Origin of the sequence: Dyadobacter chenwenxiniae, assembly GCF_022869785.1 — a bacterium.
GTDB lineage: Bacteria > Bacteroidota > Bacteroidia > Cytophagales > Spirosomataceae > Dyadobacter > Dyadobacter chenwenxiniae.
The window spans coordinates 7,062,659-7,081,800 of sequence record NZ_CP094997.1 but is presented as its reverse complement, the minus strand read 5'-3'; the positions used below and the strand labels follow the sequence as shown (position 1 = coordinate 7,081,800).

16 protein-coding genes are annotated in these 19,142 nt (G+C 45.2%); 2 read left to right on the top strand and 14 right to left on the bottom strand.

What is annotated here, in order from left to right; translation table 11 throughout:
• Positions 1 to 11: 11 nt before the first annotated feature.
• Positions 12 to 434, bottom strand: a complete 423-nt coding sequence (locus MUK70_RS30360) for a response regulator (RefSeq protein WP_234607027.1) — start codon at positions 432 to 434, stop codon at positions 12 to 14.
• Positions 427 to 1,797 (bottom strand): PAS domain S-box protein, encoded by a 1,371-nt coding sequence (locus tag MUK70_RS30355; protein WP_234656579.1) that lies wholly within the window; start codon positions 1,795 to 1,797, stop codon positions 427 to 429. Before MUK70_RS30355 ends, MUK70_RS30360 begins: the two co-directional genes overlap by 8 nt.
• Positions 1,798 to 1,979: 182 nt before the next feature.
• On the opposite strand from MUK70_RS30355, the gene MUK70_RS30350 reads away from it, so the two are divergent.
• Complete coding sequence (locus MUK70_RS30350; RefSeq protein ID WP_234656578.1) at positions 1,980 to 2,501, top strand: DUF4142 domain-containing protein; 522 nt, start codon at positions 1,980 to 1,982, stop codon at positions 2,499 to 2,501.
• Between the two features lie 26 nt (positions 2,502 to 2,527).
• Positions 2,528 to 2,869 (top strand): hypothetical protein, encoded by a 342-nt coding sequence (locus tag MUK70_RS30345; RefSeq protein WP_234656577.1) that lies wholly within the window; start codon positions 2,528 to 2,530, stop codon positions 2,867 to 2,869.
• Between the two features lie 7 nt (positions 2,870 to 2,876).
• Here MUK70_RS30345 and MUK70_RS30340 read toward each other — a convergent pair whose 3' ends face one another.
• From MUK70_RS30340 to MUK70_RS30285, 12 genes are all read right to left on the bottom strand, one after another.
• On the bottom strand, positions 2,877 to 6,665 hold the full coding sequence (locus MUK70_RS30340) for a metallophosphoesterase (protein WP_234656576.1): 3,789 nt from the start codon (positions 6,663 to 6,665) through the stop codon (positions 2,877 to 2,879).
• Positions 6,662 to 7,522, bottom strand: a complete 861-nt coding sequence (locus tag MUK70_RS30335) for an SdiA-regulated domain-containing protein (RefSeq protein WP_234656575.1) — start codon at positions 7,520 to 7,522, stop codon at positions 6,662 to 6,664. The genes MUK70_RS30340 and MUK70_RS30335 overlap by 4 nt, the downstream gene beginning before the upstream one ends.
• A gap of 8 nt (positions 7,523 to 7,530) precedes the next feature.
• Positions 7,531 to 9,564 carry a polyphosphate kinase 1 gene (gene ppk1, locus MUK70_RS30330; RefSeq protein ID WP_234656574.1) on the bottom strand — a complete coding sequence of 678 codons (2,034 nt, stop codon included), beginning with the start codon at positions 9,562 to 9,564 and terminating at the stop codon, positions 7,531 to 7,533.
• A 6-nt stretch (positions 9,565 to 9,570) separates the two neighbouring features.
• Positions 9,571 to 10,821, bottom strand: a complete 1,251-nt coding sequence (locus tag MUK70_RS30325; RefSeq protein ID WP_234656573.1) for a Pycsar system effector family protein — start codon at positions 10,819 to 10,821, stop codon at positions 9,571 to 9,573.
• A 38-nt stretch (positions 10,822 to 10,859) separates the two neighbouring features.
• The gene (locus tag MUK70_RS30320; RefSeq protein ID WP_234656572.1) at positions 10,860 to 13,256 is read right to left on the bottom strand and encodes a GAF domain-containing protein; all 2,397 of its coding nucleotides are present in this window, start codon (positions 13,254 to 13,256) and stop codon (positions 10,860 to 10,862) included.
• A gap of 83 nt (positions 13,257 to 13,339) precedes the next feature.
• A complete protein-coding gene (locus MUK70_RS30315) occupies positions 13,340 to 14,626 on the bottom strand; it encodes an NAD(P)/FAD-dependent oxidoreductase (RefSeq protein WP_234656571.1) in 1,287 nt (428 codons plus the stop codon).
• Between the two features lie 104 nt (positions 14,627 to 14,730).
• Positions 14,731 to 15,462: a methyltransferase family protein gene (locus MUK70_RS30310; protein WP_234656570.1), complete on the bottom strand. Its 732-nt coding sequence runs from the start codon at positions 15,460 to 15,462 to the stop codon at positions 14,731 to 14,733.
• On the bottom strand, positions 15,459 to 16,205 hold the full coding sequence (gene cmoA / locus MUK70_RS30305) for a carboxy-S-adenosyl-L-methionine synthase CmoA (RefSeq protein WP_234607016.1): 747 nt from the start codon (positions 16,203 to 16,205) through the stop codon (positions 15,459 to 15,461). Before cmoA ends, MUK70_RS30310 begins: the two co-directional genes overlap by 4 nt.
• Before the next feature lie 6 nt (positions 16,206 to 16,211).
• Entirely contained in the window at positions 16,212 to 16,856 is a 645-nt protein-coding gene (locus tag MUK70_RS30300; protein WP_234656569.1) for a sterol desaturase family protein, read from the bottom strand.
• Position 16,857: 1 nt separating this feature from the next.
• A complete protein-coding gene (locus tag MUK70_RS30295) occupies positions 16,858 to 17,430 on the bottom strand; it encodes a DUF4833 domain-containing protein (protein ID WP_234656568.1) in 573 nt (190 codons plus the stop codon).
• A gap of 15 nt (positions 17,431 to 17,445) precedes the next feature.
• Positions 17,446 to 18,354: a PfkB family carbohydrate kinase gene (locus tag MUK70_RS30290; protein ID WP_234656567.1), complete on the bottom strand. Its 909-nt coding sequence runs from the start codon at positions 18,352 to 18,354 to the stop codon at positions 17,446 to 17,448.
• A 58-nt stretch (positions 18,355 to 18,412) separates the two neighbouring features.
• On the bottom strand, positions 18,413 to 19,123 hold the full coding sequence (locus MUK70_RS30285) for an HAD family hydrolase (protein ID WP_234656566.1): 711 nt from the start codon (positions 19,121 to 19,123) through the stop codon (positions 18,413 to 18,415).
• Positions 19,124 to 19,142 lie beyond the last annotated feature (19 nt).

The window sequence follows — 19,142 nt, the reverse complement described above, 5'->3', positions numbered from 1 at the left end:
TGTTTAAGAATTTATTCTGCGGTAAAATCTTGGAAAAAGCCCTTCAACATTTCACTATGGACAATCCTTCCGCAGCTTTCAACATTGAGTGGTTTTTGTTGGTAATCGATCACCTGGCTGTAATTAAGCGCCTTTTTCTTTTCGGATTCTTCCGTTGCAGAGCTTACCATTACTACGTGAACACGGTTTACATAAGGCCTTTCGGCAATTGCATTCAAAAATTCCCAACCGTTCATAACGGGCATATTGATATCCAGTAAAACCAGGAAATGGGTTTCTCCTGACAGATAATTATCCAGATATTGCAGCGCGTCCAATCCATTGTAACACAAGACTGTATCGTTATAGATACCACTTTTTTTCAGAAACATTTCATGCAGGAACAGCATGATCTTGTCGTCATCTACCAACAGGATTTTAAGATCACTAATCATCTTCGGTCTGAACTTTATCGGCTTTATTCACTATCTCTTTTATCACACTGTCGAGTTCGGCGGCCGACTGTTGCACAAGGTTGAGTATTTCTTCCTTCCCCAAATCCCCATATTCCCCCAATTTGAGAAGTTCAACCAACCCCATCATCCGAGTCAGCGGCGCCCTTACTACATGCGACTGAATCCACGCAATTTCCCTCAATTGCTCGTTTTGGAGCTGAATCCGGTGTAAGCTCTGCTTATAATCCGTGATATCCCTTACGGAACCAACGGCACGAATGGCTTTCCCATTCACATTACGTAAAAAAATGATCCTGTGCTCCACTAACGCCACCTTTTGATCAAATTTTACATAGCGGCATTCGGTAACCAGCATTTCCCTTCCTGGATCATTAAGCGCTGCTGAAATCTCTCTTATCACCCGCTCTTTGTCTTCATAATAAATATTATCCGACCAGATATGATTATTATAAACCGCCAGATCATATCCAAAAATATCTTTAAACCCCGTCCCCCATTCAACCTTGTCACGCTCGATATCCCAATCGTAGATGGCTTCGTTGGCTGCATTTAGAATGAGCTTATAACGCTCATTACCCAAAATCAGGGCTTTGGATTTCAGAACTTTTTCAGTGATATCTGTAACGACGCAAAGATGCATGCCAGGCAGAATGTTGGGCTTCACATTGAAACTGCCAATGATCACGCTTCCATCCTTATGAATCAAGTGCATTTTGCCGTTCCGGACCTTCCCTTTGAGGAACCGTGTCCAGATCGCATGTAGATCCCCCGCCCTGACCTTTAATAACTTAAAAAGGCTGATCTTGTCCAGCTCCTTCCTGGAATAGCCAAACATATCAACGACTGCGGTATTATAATCGAGGCAATTGCCATCATCATCGCAGATCATGATGGCATCCTGCGTGTGTTCAAAAATCGCCTTGAACTTCTCGTCTGTCTTGCATTTTTCTGTAATATCCGTCGAAAGAACGAGCTCAGCCTTGCGGCCATCAATATAAATGATGTTGCTCTGAATGTTGACATCAACGATCTCCCCGTTTTTCTTCTGATGCTTGTACCCCCCCGACGAGTAAAGCTTATCATGCATTCTGACTATCTCAACAGCAGAAACCATAGTAGCGATCTCGGCAGCGGGACGCAGGTCTTTGATAGTTAGCCGAAGGAACTCGTCCCTGCTATAACCATAATGTCTTACCGCCGCTTCATTCACGTTCAGTATTTCAAAAGTTTCTACATCATAAACCCACATCGGCTGGGGATTTAGCAGGAAAAGGTCGCGATACATTACTTCCGAAGAAATAGAGCTGTCCTTTTCACTTTTTCCCTGAGTATAATTAGTCATTAAAGCAATAGAGGTCCAATAAATCCTGATAAAACCAGCAATCTAAATTAATTTTTTCTAAATGTAGAACTACTATTACCAAAAGTTTTGAAATAAAATGTGTGTACAAAATCGCGCTTCCTGGCACAATTATTAACGGCCTGTTCTAAGTCACCAAAGGGTTCGAAAAGAAAACATAAGGTATGAAGCATATTAGAGAATATTTTTTTGCCGCGGCCATGATGTTTGCCGGCATTGCATGCAATGATGACACAGCAAGCACAGACGTTCCGGCAGAAATGGATAAACAATTCATACTTTCCGCTTCGGATGCGGGCTTGTTCGAAGTGAATGCAGGCCAGGTTGCGTCATCCAAAGGAACCACAAGTGTTATCAAAGGATTTGGCAAACAATTACTCGATAAGCATACGGAGATCAATCAGGAATTAATGAAGCTTGCTAATAATGCTAATGTCGACCTCGCTACCACCCTGCCTGATGCAAGGCAGCAACAACTGGATACATTGTCCGGACTTACGGGAATGGCGTTTGACACAACTTATATTAAAATGATGGTCAGCACACATGAAGAAATTGTAAATTTATATGAAATCCAGGCAGCGACCGGTGGCAATCCCGACCTGAAAACGTTTGCTTCGGACAAGTTGTCCGGACTGCGGGCGCATCTGGAAACAGCGAAGTCCATAAGGGATTCGATTCAATAAAGATTCAACATTAATCAGAGAAACCCATGTCACAATCCGTAATAGCCATTTTCGAAACCAATGCGGAGGCTCAAAAAGCCAGGCACGCCCTTCTTTCGAGTGGATTTGATATAAGCCAGATAGATGTAACCTACAATGTGGACGTAGAAGAAGACCGCAGCACGGATGGCCAGCAAACCGCTACAACGGAGCAGCCTGCACAGGACGGCAGTCAGGGTTCTATCGTCACCGTTCACGTGGTTAACAACCCGGAATTATTGAATGCAACGACAATCCTGGAAGATTGCGGAGCCATTGATGTCAATGAATTCTCTGCAAAGCCCGCAGTCGATAATGATCCCCTGTTTGACCCGGGAAATATCTCGTAAACCTGTATTAGAACCAAAAACCGATCTGAAATGCGATACGGGGCTTTTCTTCTTTCTTCTCTTTGGGAATAAATGCTCCTACCGCTAATGTAAGGATGTCAACCGGAGCAAACCAGACGCCGCCTCCGTAACTGTAATGCCACGCTTTGGATTCATCATCTTCCAGCCACACACGGCCGTGGTCGAAGCTCCCGAATACGCCGTAGGTAAGCGGTAATGTCGGGTTGTAACTGCTCCCCAATCTGATCCTCAGATCGGTATCATGCCAAAAACTGCTATTTCCGTAAAACCGCTCAGTGCGATATCCGCGCAGTCCCTGCTTGCCGCCCAAGGTAGGCATTTGGAAAAATTCATAACTGTCACCAAAAATCAATCCTGTGCCAACCTGCGTAGCCAGGATAATGTTTTCCCTCGAGTCCAGGCTGGTATAGTAGGCAAATCTGGCGTTGAATGATCCGAAATTATTCCGATTGTCCAAGTTGGTTGTCCACTTAAAGCCGGCATTAAAACGAATTCCGGTGTGAGGCGAGAAAATGTTGTCTACACTGTTGAAATCAAACAGCAATTTACTCCCGGCAAACATTTTCGTATGAAAAACATCGTCAGAGAGTCCGTTCTCGGCACTGGTAATGAAACGCCCGCTTGTAGGCTGGACATCCGACAATTCGAAAAAGGGACCTAGCGTAATAAAACCGGCTGTTCCCGCAAAACGCTTTTTTAATGCAGGGTAGATGTGAAAAAAGCTTTGCCTCACACGGTAATAATCAGGGTCGTCAACCGGCCTTTCCGTATCATTCCCTAGTCCCGCATAATTAAAGGAGTAGGTAGGGCCGTGATAATAGGTGTCCAGATAAAAGTCAAATTTCCGGAATGCATTGATAAAATCCCCCGTGTAATTGACTTTAAATCCGTGTGTTGCAAAGGCATAGCTTGCCCCGAAAGCATGTGATGAGGCATAGGGCTCCTTTTTAAATCCATATCGCATCCATGTCGCATTCGCACCCAGCAGCAAACCATCGTCGGGGTTTACGCCCAGGATCGGTGCGGGAATGGCAATGTCGTAATTGCTGTCGGCGCTTCTGCGATCATAAACATTATAGCGGTAGAGATTCGTCCGCTTGTCCTTCGTATCCGGGCCCGTAACGACCGTGTTCTTCCTTAGATCGTCGTATATGAAGGTTTTCTTTTTTCCCGCACCTGCATGCGTACTGTCTGCAAAAACATCTGTCCCCAGCCCGCCTATCAGCCGCACCTTAATGCCTTTTCCGACATCTCCTTTTACAATAAATTCATCGTCATCCCCATTGCCATACACATGGATCGCTTTGGTGATATCCGAATCAAAAATCCGTTCATAGTTCAAATGCTTGATACGGCCATCCTTCCCTTTTTCATATACCGAAATCTTTGTGCGCTCATCGTCCAGCCTTTCCACTACAACGCGCTCCTCTTCCTCTGTTCCGATTACATTCACATTTTCACTCACAAACTCATAATGCGTTCTGGCGATTGTGAGGAGGTTATCGCGCCGGATTTTCATATTCCGGATCAATGCGGGTGAGGATATTTTCCTGGCTTCGTCAGGCCAGGCGGCAAAAGCGTTATTAATGACGTCGTCGGTAAGGTTTTGCTGGATAAATTTTGCCTGCTCCTCCCACTGTTCCCAGGTAAGCTGCGTAAGGAATGTCCTGTCAAAAAGCCGGGCACTCCATGTAGTCCATTTCATGCTCTGGATCTCGGGACTAAAACTTTGCAGCTGACGAAGGAATGGCAATGTTAGCCTGGCAACACCTGTAAGCATCCCATCATACATGGAAAACGCCTGGTCTCGGTCTCTCGGGATAGGTCTGTACAACGTTGTGCCGTCCTTTTGCTTTACCGAGGACCATGCCCATTGGTCATCATGCCGGTCCCAGTCGCCCACCACAAAGTCGAAAAGCCTTGTCCGGACCGCCCACGATTCATCCACTTTGTTTTTACCATTTTCAAGCATACTTTCCACCAGTTCGGGCGTGCTGACGATCTTATCCGGATTTCCGAAAAACGCTGCCTGTTTCCATCTTTTCCCGTCAGGCCGCTCTTCCAGCAAATTCATCGTGCCACCGAAAAGCGCATTATATGTGGCCAAACCGGGCTGCGCAGGAACATAATATAGTTTTGGGTTTGTATGGTAAACCTTCACCGCATCCGCTAGTATGGGCATGCAAAGCGGCGCAAATGGATTGGTTGACAGGAAGTTGTCCTCCACCAAATATTTCGCAGCAATCATTTGGTTAAAAGGAAATGGCAAGAAACGGCTCACATCTTTCGTCAAGCCGCGTAAGGCGTATTCTTTCCCCTCGCTATCGCGCAGGCGCAAAGAGTTGGTTTGATTTCCACCGCCTTGCTTCACAGGTGTCAAGCCGCCCTTATATTGCGCAAGGTCCAGAACCGGAAACGGGTATTTATGCACATACAAATCGCGGTTATGCTGCCCCAGCAGAAATTTGTGAAATCCACCGACGGGTTTTACTTCATTACTGGTCACAAACCGGCTAGTGGAATCATTATGCTGGTTATATTCTGTAAACGCGACGGCCGGGTCGGGTAATTCAATGGCCTGTTTGTCCTTGATTTTTTTTCTGAAAACCAGTTTCGCATTTTTTCCGTCTTGGCTCACTTCCCAGAAATTGGTCCATGTTTCCCCGCCTTCATAAAAGCTGATTGTGGAATAACCCAGCCTGGATGAGGCAAATTGGGAGCCCTTACCAAGGCTTACGGGGCTATTTTTGCTCCCGCTACCACTGACAATAAACTCCTGACCATCGGTTTCAATAAACTGCAATGCATGTTCGTGCCCGCTCGCGAAGATGAATTTGCCATTCTTCTTCGCACCCGCCATTACAGCTGTACGCAAATCTTTGTAATGCTTGTTAGCAACGTCTTGTCTGGACCCAATTGTAGCGCGAAACAGTGCGCCGATCGTCCCTAACCCAGGCAGAGGAATCCAGAGATCGGGATTGAGCTCGGTAAGCGGGAAAATGTGCTGCTTAATGGTGGATCGTCCCCCGTGCGGTCCGTATGTGTAAGGTGGGTGATGCATGGCAAAGACCACATTTTTATTGCGGTATTTTCTGACCACATTTTCAAACACAAATCGGAACTGCTCCCGGTTTTTGATCTCGCAACCGTCATTGATCTTGGAATCCTTATCCCAATCCGTGAGCCACCACTGCGAATCCACAACGATAACGACCACATTATCATTTAGTTCTATCACTTCCGGACCGGAGCAGCCGTCGAGCGGCAGGAAATAATGCTCGTAATCGTCTTTGTCCTTGATGCCGCGCTTTTCATTGATATATTTATCCACAAACTTTTCCTGGCGTTTTAGACCTTTTACGCCCCAGCCACGCCAATCGTGATTTCCAGGAACAAAAATCGGTGTCCCTTTAAACTTATCCAGCGTTTCGAGCTGGGAAATGATTCTGAATTCGGCCGTTTTACGGTCTGCGGAATCTTCCGCGGGCGGCATGCCGTATTCATAGATATTGTCGCCCAAAAATAATGCAGAACTGCTGGCAGGCTCTGTTTCCAGCTTTATTTTGAGATATTTCAAAACCGGTGCCCGGCTTTCCGGCGAATCGTTTCCGGCATCGCCGATCAGATACATGGTGTGCTTCAAAACGAGATCAGATGCAGGTGCATCCCGCTCCCAGGTTGCGCCTTCCCGGGAAAATTGTGTTTTGTAGCTCGCGCACGAAAACGCGCCGATTAGCAAACCTGCGAAGGTCAGAATCCGCAATGCACTCCTCATCGGCTGATCTTTTTAAATTTCAAAATATTGCCCGAAAAGAGGTCATCGCCCTCATTGGAAATGTAAAGATTCCCCTGCTTGTCGAAAACAATGCCCTCCGGCTGGATAAACATGTTCCCATTGAGCTTGTAAGCCTCTTTTACCTTCCATTGACTGTCGGTGACGATCATAAGCTTATTTACAGCAGAAATTATATACCAATCGTTTGTCAGCGGATTTTTGGCTAGCCCCGAAGGCCTGAAACCTCTTTCAACTTTGCCTGTAATGGCTTTAATCTCATCCACATTAATAGAAAATGTACCGGAAACCTGGGTAGAATCCTTATCCGGCTCCAAAACGTAGCCGGTTACGCTATTCTTGGATTTATCCTGCTCGCAATTTTTACAAAGTATGTAGATCTTACCCGTAACTTCATCGCCGAACATACCTTCGTATTCTCCTTTTGGCAAAATTTTCTTGTATTCCCTGATCTGCTCAACTTCTTGAAAAACCGCTTCGGACAATGGAAAGTTATAGATCAGACCATTGCTTTTGAGGATAAAAACATTGTTTTTCAGAATGGTTACATCCTCATAGTCGCCCTTTTTGGAAAATTTAGCATTAAACTGCTTAGGATGGTCCCAACCCAGGCGATAAAGACGGCCATCTTCATCCTGAACCGCGTAGATCGTGTCGGGGTTGCCCTGGTTCAGCGCGATGCCTGAAATCTCGAAAAGACTTTCGGGCATATTGAATTTGTCCGGCTTTTCCAGATCGTAATCTTTATAAACCACTTGCTCTTTTTTGGTAGAATCGCATCCGCCGAGCGAAAAGCTAAGCATGGCGAGCAAGCCAATCTGTTGTAAAAATGTAGCCATTTCTTTGTTCAAATCAATTTTAGTTCGGCAACGCCTCCCGACAAAAGCCTGTAAATTGCTTCCTGAGAACGGATTCCGCTACCCGTTCCTTTCAGGGAAACATTGTTTAATTCGCTGTCGATCATAACAGCCTGTTCTGTGTCCTGCCATTGCAGTTCGATCATCTCTGTCAGTTCAGCTTTTAGTTTTTCGCTGTAAACAGGGAAACAGACTTCGATGCGCCGGTAAATGTTCCGGTTCATCCAATCGGCGGAGCCCATGAAGATCTCAGGGTTGCCATTGTTATGGAAAATAAATACGCGGCCATGTTCCAGAAATCGATCAACTATCCGCTTGACAACAATATTTTCACTCTGTCCTTGCAAACCCGGCACGATACGGCAAACGCTCCGAACGATCAATCGGACCGGGATGCCTGCCTGAGAGGCCTCGTAAAGTTTGTTAACAAGAACTTCTTCTTCAAGGTTATTCAATTTGATTGTAATCCCGGCTGTCCGGCCATTTCTCGCATGCTCGATCTCCCGGTCGATCAGTTGCAGGAACTTCGCCTGCAAGTTAAATTGAGCGACCAGCAGATGTTTGAATGCAATGATATCCGAGCTGTCCGGCTTTTTCTTTTTACTTAAAAACCGGAAAAGCGTTTCCGCTTCCATAAGCATCGGCTGATGGGCGGTAAGCAGGATATGGTCCGTATAAAAACGCGCTGTTCCCTCATTCAGGTTACCCGTAGCGAACAACCCGAGATACGGATGCTCTGCATGCCTTCGTTTGACCAGGGCAAGCTTTGCGTGCACTTTCAGCGCATTCACGCTATGTACGATTTTCACGCCGGCCGACTTCATTTTCTTGGCCCAGCGAATGTTGTTGGCTTCATCAAAACGTGCTTTCAATTCCACCAGAACGGTCACTTTTTTTCCATTCTTTGCCGCGCTGATCAGGGCAAACGCGATTTTAGAATCATGAGCGACCCGATACATAGTGGTATAAATCTCCTCTACAAGCGGGTTTATCGCAGCCTCATTGAAAAAACGTAAAATCGTGTCATAACTTTGGTAGGGCGCGTGCACCATCAGATCGCGAACGGTAAGCGAATCAAATAACGTATGATTTTCGTCCACGCCTTCTATTCCTTCCACGGCCGGCCATTTGGGATAGGTGTCTGCCGGTGGAGTTACCGGCAGTGAGGCCAGGTCTTTGAGGTTATGATATCGCCCTCCCTGCACTACAGAAGCACTTTTTAAATCGAAAAAGGAGACGATGTGCTGTAAATGCCGCAATGGCAAACCTGGTTCAAATAACAGCCGCGTAGCAAAGCCAAAATCACGCTTTGTTAACTGTTTTTCAAATTTTTCGGCAATATCGTCTCCATCTTCGTCCATCATATCAAGTTCGGCATCCCTCGTTACCTTGATGTTGAAAGCCTGAATCCCGACTGCTGCCGGAAAAAGACTTTTCAGGTTGCGCTTGATAATGTCTTCGAGGAAAACGATATAATCCTTCTTCCCGCTCGTGACCTTCAAAAAACGGCTGAGGTTACCGACCGGAATGTTGACAAGTGCAACGCGCTCTTTGCCTGACGAAAATTCCAAAATCACAACCAGGTATAACTGGTTGTTTTCGGGAAAAAACGATGTGTTTTTCTTTATAATAACGGGCTGTAAAAAACCCGCAACTTGTGCAAAGAAATAGTCGTTGGCAATGCTTGCAATGTCTTCCGGAATCCCATTTTTATAACAAAAATGTACGCCGAGGTTGCTCAGTGACGGAATGATGGAATCTCTTAAAATCCTTCCAAACTCATCTTGTTGCTTGTCAATGATGGCCCCAGCTTTGCTATAAGCATCTTCACCTCCGTCCTGTATCTCCTTTTTTTGCAAATAAGGCATCCTGACCCGGTAAAATTCATCCAGGTTTGAAGAATAAATCGAAAGGAAACGAATGCGCTCCATGAGCGGCACAGCATTATTGGCAGCCTCTTCTAAAACACGACCGTTAAAGGAAAGCCAGCTGATATCACGGTTGAAATAGCGGTACTCTTCCATCGTTAATCAATGTTCAAAAAGTGCGGAAGCAAACACAAAAGCAATCACGGATACGACTATACCGAACATGAAAACATTGTAGGCGATACGCAATAACCTGTATTTCCTGCCCAGTACAACGCCCTGAGAATAAACATCTTTGGTCAAACTGCCATATAGGAATTCACGGTCGTTCATCATGCGCTGCATGCCATTGGAATAATCGTTATAAGACATCCGGTAAAAATTCCCGAAGAAAAGCAGGTTCACATTTTTAGTGTCAATATCCTCCTGGGTGAATGTGCCATGCGGAATGGTAGGGCGTGTAGCGAGAATCGAAAAGACCATCGTAACCATACAAACAGTGAGCAGCAGCATGGTTGGGATGATCAGATAGGTGTTGTCTTCCAGCTTGCGGATTAGGATACTCAGCAAAACCGAAATAATAATGGAAGTGGTTGTAATCATGATATGTGCCTTGTTATCAGCCATATCGCTTAGCCTCTGATGGTTATTGGAACTGATCCTGAACATGGTTTCGATCCCTTTGTCGGGCCGGTCGTTCTTGATTTTTCTGATATCCATGATTTCCGGCGCCGTTGCAGGTGTAAACGGTTGCTCGGCGGGCTCCACAACAGGTGTTTGGGTTATGCTGACAATCTCCTCCGGTATGCCCGAACTTTCCAGCTCTTTTTGTTTTAATTTCTCAATATTTTTTTGCTTTTGCTTGTCAAGCAGGTCTCGGCAGTAATCGGTCTGAAATATGTGCGATTCGAGTAGAGCGATGGTGCTTTTACGCCATTGCGCCTTGTCTATTTTTTTTCCTGCGCGCTGCTCCGCTTCCTTGCGCACAAGCTTGTTCCAATCGGAAAACTCGGGCGTGCCAAAGTGGAAAAGATCGGCGTCGCATACGATCTGCTGAAGGAAACTTTGCGGGTTTTGCGGCCATATTGTTGCCAGGATACAACCTTCCACTTCCTTTATAACACTGTCTTCTATTTCTTCTGATCGCAGAAATTCGGCAGCAAGGACGGCTCCTCTTTGTTCGTGACCGGCTGCTTCGCCGGTGCTGTAACCTGTGTCGTGAAACCAGGCGGCAGTAACCACAATAAAGGTTTCTCTGTCTTCCAACCGGTAATGATTGGCAATTTGAACGGCATTGGACACAACGGCTTCGGTATGCACCAGATTATGGTAACTGAGCTGCGCCAGTGCTTTTGTACCAAAAAAATGATGGACATGGTGCCTTACCTTATCGAGCCGATGGTTGTAATTCATAAAATAGTAATTTTAAAATAGCGCAAACAAACATTGTATCAGTCCCAGTCGGATTCGAGGTTCACCCCGATCCTGAGTGCCTTCAATCCGGTGACGCCCTGCAATTCTTCCAGATCAAGGAATTCGAGGTCATCATTTAAAGTCTTTTTTTCCTGTAAATACCGGATATAACCTACATATTCTTCGGCAGATTTACTATTAAAATAAACGAGTGCTATCTTTCCGGGTTGGGTAAGCCGTTCGCCAGTCCCTTTAATATGTACTTTATCAATGCGCTTTTTAATAACCTGATAGCGAATGTTATAAGCGCCTTCTACGTCAAACCTGCGTTCATCGTCACGAAAACTGATGTCAATGCTGGTAGAGTGAATAAAGATTAACTGCGTGGTTTGCAAAGGCTTCTCCATTTGTGAAATGAGCGAATTGGTGATTTTCGCGATAGCTGCCATGGAGGTTAATTGCCACAAACGTATATTTTTGAGATACAATTCACTGAACTTTTTCTCCGGCTCAATGGACTGTCCGATATAAATGTCGTATTCGATTCCATCCGTCCTGAATTTTTCGAAATAACAGGGATAGGATTGCTGTATTTCTTTCCTGAACAGGTCCAGATACAAATTCACGGAAGAATTGACTTTCTGCATGGAAGCTTCCAGCGCGCGCCGGTTTGAGTAGGCAGCACCGGTTTGTTCGTCTGTTATTTCAAAATAGCTGTCAATCACGTCGACCAGTTCCTCATTCTCGTCACCGGAAGTTTCCGACACAGCCTGAAAAGCCCTTGCTTCCTTGAAATGGATTAAAAAAGGGTGCGCTTCATATTCGAGAAAATCGCGCACGCGCATTTCGTCGCTGTCCGTAGTGTCATTGTCTATTTCTTCGATCCATTTTTTGCATTTATAGATCATTTCATCGGCCAGCCCGAATCCCAGTTTCTGCTTTAAAATTGTAAAGGTTTTTATCAATAAGTCAAATTGTAGGTGCAAATCGTCTCTCAGCGCAGCATTTCTCTCTACTGTGGAATTCCGGATATCAATGGCTCCATACAGCGGATACACATTGCGGAATTGGATGGTCTCAACAGGGGGAGAAGGCAGTTTGGGCGATTTGTCACGCAGATAATGCCAGGCAGTTTCCCGAAATCTCCATTGAACGGCAGGTTGTAAAGATGTAAATTTCTCCCTGATAACATTATCTATCTCTACATTAAATTCGTCAATGTAGTATTTCATCATTTGTCCTATAAACGGAAGTGCAGCATCCAGCCGCGCAAGCACACGCTCATCGATCGCTTTATGTGATTTGGAATACACTTCAAGTACGCCTATGGCTTTGCGGTCGTAGTAAACCGGCAGCAAGGCATAAGACTCTACTCCATCACTCTTGAGAATGCGTATAAAATCCTGCTTACTCTCATCCTCCATAGCCAGATTTCTCATTAACAGCACCTTAGGCGCCTGAAAATATTGATTGGCCATGGACAAGTACATTTCCTCCGCCCGGTCGTCCATTAGTGCCGCGCTCATCAGCTTGCTAAAAAGTACTGTGCTCCGGTCAAAAACCAGCTTATTGTTCACACGCAACACAGGCAGGAGGCCAAAATCAATATCCGAACTGCAGGCAAGCATTTTCAAAGCATCGGTGACATTTCTGAAATACGTGTTAGCGTCGTTCGAGGCTCTATCCAGGATTGCACTCTTAATGCTATCAACCGCATGCTCTCCCGTTACATCCGTAAACATTATAACGGAAAAACCTTCAAACCGGAATAATGAAAGTGGCAGCAGACGGGTGAGGACAGTAATATCATCAGATTCCTGTAATTCCTTCCGAATTTCCTCGAGATCCAGCTCAGGCAGACTTCCTTTGGCGTAAACGTCGGCAAACCGGGTGTCCAGATTGGCACGATAATATCTTTTCAGACCCGTTTTGTCATCATTAAGCGCAATAATGAGGTCGTTTTCGTGCAGGGGCGGAAAATGATACAGACGTTCGAGGATAAACGAGTAAAGCTTTTTCATTTTCTGCTTCACATTGACGACCGTCTTATCGGCAATTTCGCACCGGACGCAGCCGGAATTATCCGTCATCAATTTATAAAAGCCCGATGTCCCGTAAAATACGACAGGACTAACAGGTGTGCTGAGTGCCCAGAAAACCTCATCTTCGTTTGTAACGGGTGGCATTAGCATGCCATAGACCAAACTCAATTCTTCTCTGAAATCCGCGATATTGCTAATGTCAATATCGGCAGAAAACGCCGGATTCGACCGAAGTCTGTCCAGCACCATGGAGAAAAATGTTTTTTTGACTGTTTGTTCCTGTCCTGCTTTCTTTTCCAGAAAACTGATAAAATTTCTGAACGAGATGGAAGAGTCGATGTTCTGGAGACCGTATGGTGCATCTTGGATTACATCAATAATAGTCGGTTCCATTATTTTTTATTTTAAAACGCGCTGGCTATCTGACGGCCCTTAAAATTCCGCGTTTTTGTTGAATTGCCAATGTTAAATTTGAATTACTCTTTTAAAACCGGCTCCTGGACTTTCTCCGTGACAGACGGCTTAATGATCATTCGAAGTGACTGATCTTTGGTAAAATAAGCCACCATCCAATTGTAAAGTGTTTTAATCCGGTTTCGATGGTTAATGAGCGAGATCAGGTGAATAAACAGCCACGCCAGCCATGCGATCACGCCTTTGAAATGGAGCTTGGGCGATGGCATATCCACAACCGCTTTTGCCCTGCCAATGATCGCCATAGAACCCTTGTCATGGTACGCGAAGGGTTTTAGTGGCTGATGTTCGGCCAATCTTCTGAAATTCTGCGCAAGTGTTTTTCCCTGCTGAATGGCTACTTGTGCGACCTGCGGATGCCCGTTCGGAAAATTCGGGTCCGTTTGCTGCAGGCTTGCATCGCCGATTGCGTAAATGTTGTACGAGCCAATTAATTTATTGTAAGCGTCCACAAGCATTCTGCGTCCGCGGCCATAGGCTTCCGGCGGAATGCCTTCAAAGACTTTTCCCGTAACGCCTGCAGCCCAGATCAATGTTTTTGCTTCAATGCATTCACCCTCGCTGAAACAAACCTTGTCGTCCACGAAATCGGAAACGTGTGTATTCAGCTTGATTTTCACACCTAATTTCCGCAAAGCCTCGTAAGTGTCTTTCTGAGAAGCTTCGCTCATGGGCGAAAGCAAGGCATCACCGCCGTCAACCAGATAGATCTCGCTTCCTTTTCCTGCCAGTTCGGGATATTCTTGTCTCAAAATCCCATTTCGCATCTCGGCGAACATGCCGGAAATCTCCACGCCGGTCGGTCCGCCACCGGCTATGACAACGGTCAAAAGCTTGCGGACTTCTTCGGGATCTTCTGAAATGGTGGCCCGCTCCATTTGCTGCAGAAGCCTGTTCCGCATACCGATGGCATCTTCCACGGTTTTCATAGGAGTTGCATTGCGCTTTACATTCTCCATGCCGAAGAAATTCGTCTCGGCACCGGTTGCAAAAACCAGATAGTCGTATCCCAGCTCTCCGTTTGAAAGAATGATCTTGTTCTCGGTCGTTACCACGCTTTGCAACTCTCCAAGCCGGAACGCCAGATTGCCTTTACCCTTGAAAAGTTTCCGGAACGGATAGCTTATGCTGGAAGGCTCTAAAAATGCCGTAGCGACCTGGTAGATCAGCGGCGGGAAAAAATTATAATTGTTTTTATCTACGAGCGTAACTTCGAACTTATTATGCTTAGCGAGGTCGAGCGCAAGGTTTACACCTGCAAAACCTCCTCCTACAATGACAATTTTCATAATGCTTACTGTACTTAGGGGGTTATGATTTTTACTTATTCGTTCCGCATGAATCGGCAACAGTCTGAAAAGCTTCCCCAAGTAAGATCATTAAAAGAGGCACGCTAGGCCAGGCTGTCTGTCATTTTGCCGGATTTTTTCAAATATTTAATATATCCATAAACGAGACCAAAAAAAACGACAATGCCTATGAAAAGCCTCACACGCGTATCACTGTCAGGTGTAAGCTCGGGATACCTGAATAATATGATAGCCGTGATCCCTACTAACCAGACGAACAACGTGTTGTATTCCTTTAAAATCCATCGTTTATAATTGAAACGCATATCATTGAAAGTCTCTGACATGCCTTTAAAATCGATGATCCATCTGTTCACTTTCCTGCAATATTGATCAAAGTCGGCGCCGAACTTGTTGCGCAGAAAGTTCTCTTCTGCCAGCACGATCGCCTGATAGATGAACAAAAAAGACGGCATAACAATGCCCACATATACCAAAGAATTCGATAAAATCCCGACACCCAGCAACATTAGGATATTTCCAACATAAAGTGGGTTTCGGCAATGTTTAAAAATTCCCTCCGTTACCAGCTTTTCCGCATAAACCCTGCGATCCCGGCCGCCGCGGATAATGTATGCAAGCCCGATCGTAATTCCACGGATTATCTCACCCGAGAATGTCACTAAAAGCCCCAGAATGATTGGGAACAAATAATATTTCTCTCCAAAATGCTCTGGCTTAAATAGCAAAGGCGAGGGTAAGAACAAAAGCAGATATAGAAAAATGAACAATATGTTTCTGAACCTGAAAAAGAAATTGCCGATTGTGACCATCATTTTTTATAAGCGATTAGACCTGAAAAATTATACCATTTGAAGAAAGTTTCACAATCTCCAAAGCCCGTTTCCTTCAATAAAAGCAGATTTTCAGACAGCTTATATGGTATGAGAACATTTTCCAGGGCCTCCCTTTTTTGCGAAATTTCCATCTCGCTGTAATGGTTACGGCGCTTATAATTGTAATAATATTTAATAAAATCACGATTGAAAACCGTACTCTCGGCAAGCACTTTTTCCACCAGCAGCAACACGCCTCCAGGGTTCAGTCCTTCGTAAATGTTGCGCAGTAACCGCTCTCTGTAAAGCGGCCTGACGAATTGCAATGTGAGACAAAGAATAACAACGGAAGCATTCTTGATCGGCAATGTCTCATGCAGATCACCCGTTACAAGCTCGTAAGGCCGGACAAAACCCGCTTCTTTCAATTTCACATCACACTTTTCAAGCATTTCGGTCGACTCGTCGATTCCTATGAACCGGACATCCGATGGAATAAGCTTGTCCACTTCGATCATCGTTGTGCCTGTCGAACATCCCAGATCGTACACAAAACTTCCTTCCTTGACGTGATCCGCCGCAATTTCTCCCAGCATGCGCTGCATTTCGTTGTAAAACGGGACTGATCTGCTGACCATGTCGTCAAAAACTTTTACAACTGTTGTCCCGAATTTAAAATCCGACACTTTGGTAATTTCATCTTTGAAAACATTGTCCTGTTCGGGCTGCGGTGTCTCTGTCATACTAGGTTAGGTTTGATGTAGTTCAGCTTTCTCCCGTTTGCTTTCTTTCGTCTTGAATATCCTGTCCCAAAAGTCTGAGCTTACACCATAACCCTTTTCAGAATCAGCGTAATGATGCTCCATATGATGCTTTTTCAATTTCTTCCAAAATGGAGATTTGAAGTTCGCATGGTGCAATGCATAATGGCTCATATCATAGAACAAATACCCGGTCATAAAACCTGAGAAAAAAGCAGCGACACGGAATTCGTCCATAAAAATGGCAAATAAAAAATAAAATCCAGTCGCTAACGGAATACTTACTGACGGCGGCATCACAAGTCGCTTAGAATCATTGGGATAGTCGTGATGCACTCCGTGAAAAATAAAGTGTATCCGTTCCATCCACTTTCCTTTGGGCGAAAAATGAAACACGAACCTATGCATGAAATATTCTGTGAACGTCCAGACGAACAAGCCGCCGAGAACTGTCAGAACAAAATCATACCAAACCAAACCTCCTGGCTGCAACGATTTCCAGGAAAAATAAACGATTACCGGAATAAAAATGAAGAGCGGTACGCTGAAGTGGACCTTCGAAAGGGATTCAAGAAGATTATTTTTAAACATTCTTGAAGATCCCTTTGAGTTTGAGACATAATTTTTAGCCATGTCATACTGGTTTAATCCGCTGGGTTACCGTCTTCCCGGTAGCCGTCTCAGTTCCCTTAAGTTCGATATATAGTACATTGGGAGACCAGAACGTCCCCCCGTCGATCCGGATGAAGACCCGGCTCAGAATGCATTCCTTTTTATTAATGTTCGCGTAAACGTGATACTCGTTCTTGCTGTCCTTGCGAAGATAAAGCGGCATTTTCGAGTAAGCCACCGACCGCAGTTCATAGGTCGCATTTCCCAGCGGCTTGGAGTTGATCCCGTAAGCAAATTTTCTTTGCAGGTAATTGAGATCCCTTCTTTCCCCACCATCGGTGTATCTGATCCAAAACGCGTCAACAGGATTCTTACGACTTAACTGGCCCTGCTCATCCAGGTTAAGATGATAAATGATTGTATTCGCATTGGGATCACGCTGAATGTAGAAAAGTAATCCGGGGATATTCTTTGGTACGGGAAATTCGTCGGGCTCAGCAACGGACGCCTTTGAATTTTTGACAGCAGATTGACTTCCTGAATACGAACACAGCAGCAGGCTAATAGCCAGCACGATACTAACTGCGTTTTTCATGACTATTGTTGAGTACTATTGATAAATTGCGTGGGCGATCATTTCACGATCACATTCTCCATATTGGAGCACTTCTTCAACCATTGCGGCATTACCCGAAAACGGCCCGGATGACTGGATTTTCAAAGTGGCCATTGCCGCTCCGAACTCACCCGCTTCCTGGATATCAGCTCCTTGTATTTTTTTACTCAGATAACCCGCCATATAAGTATCCCCGCAGCCGGTCGCATCCACGATCGCCGTTGGCTTATAAGCCGGAATCCTGAAAAAATCATTGTCTTTATAGATCAGTGAGCCTTTGCTGCCCAGTGTGATAATCACTTCTTTTACACCAAGGTCCGCCAGATATTCAGCGCCCTTGCGCACGTCGCTGGTGCCTGTCACCACTTCCATTTCAAACTCATTTGCTTTGAGGATCGAAACATGCGGAAGCGCTTCTTTTTTGTCAGCCCAGTCTTTATACAAAACTTTCTGGTCTTTTACATATCTCAAATAACCCTGGATATCCAGTGAAACTGTGCCCTTTTGGGCAAGCGATTTCAACAGATCCACAGTAATATCATCGGAAAGCAAAGGACCCAAATGAAATATCCGCGATTCAATGTCAGGCATTTGCGCCGTCGTGAACGGTGCAGCTTTATGCAGCACATTCTGCTCGCGGTGGTCCTGATTGGCACTATAGATATTTTCAAAATACACAGTATGTTCACTCGGTTGCGAGAACACCTGGATGTTTTCGTCCCTTAATGCAGATACAATATGGTTTTCTTCTTCTGCCAGCGCCGTCACCAGCATGTAGTCCACATCGAATTGGCGAAGCGCCTTCGAAAAGTAGAACGACGTGCCGCCGGGCATGTATTTGACAGACTGGGCAGTTACTACTTTATCCAAAGTAATGTGCCCTATGGTACAAATGTCGTACATCTTTATTTTCAATTTAATTTTATCAGGGCTGGTGTCGGTGCCCGATAAAAGTTGACAACTAACCCAAAATTGTAATTGTATCCGCTATTTGGGCAAAATCGGTAATCTCAACATCCGCATCCGAAACTTTGAAGTCCGTATCGGCTTCATCCCATCCTTTCACATTCAGCCAGATTGTTTTACAGCCTAAGGACTTGGCTGGCTGAATGTCTTTGGAATACGAATCCCCTATCACGACACATTCCGCAGGAGGCAACGCCAGTTGATCAATTCCGAGCTGATAAATTTGCGGGCTGGGCTTCCGGACGCCAACCACAGCAGATTCAACAACAGCCTGGAAATAATCCCTAATGCCGAAATCCTTCAAAACATGATTGATGTTTCCATAAAAATTGGAAACCATCACAAGCGGGTATTTTTGCGACAGCCCGGCCAAAACCGGCGCGGCTTTTTCAACAGTAGTGCGTGCAAAATCATTACACTCGCTTGCTATCGCCTCAATCGCTGCATCATTTAATTCAAATCCTTTTTCTCTCAAAAAGCTGAATTGCTGCTCAACTTTCAGAAACAAAACATCATAGAATATATGATGCGGTTCAATGATCGGTTTGATCGCCAGGGCTCTCTCGCCGAATTTGTACGCCTCTGCGAATGCATCCCTATCCACATTTACCTGGTTACGCTGGTAACTTTCCCATAAAACATTAGCCCAATGCAGGCCGTTGGTATCGATCGTACCGCCGTAATCTAGTAGAATGCCATTTATCATTGTGTACTTCGGCTTTCGG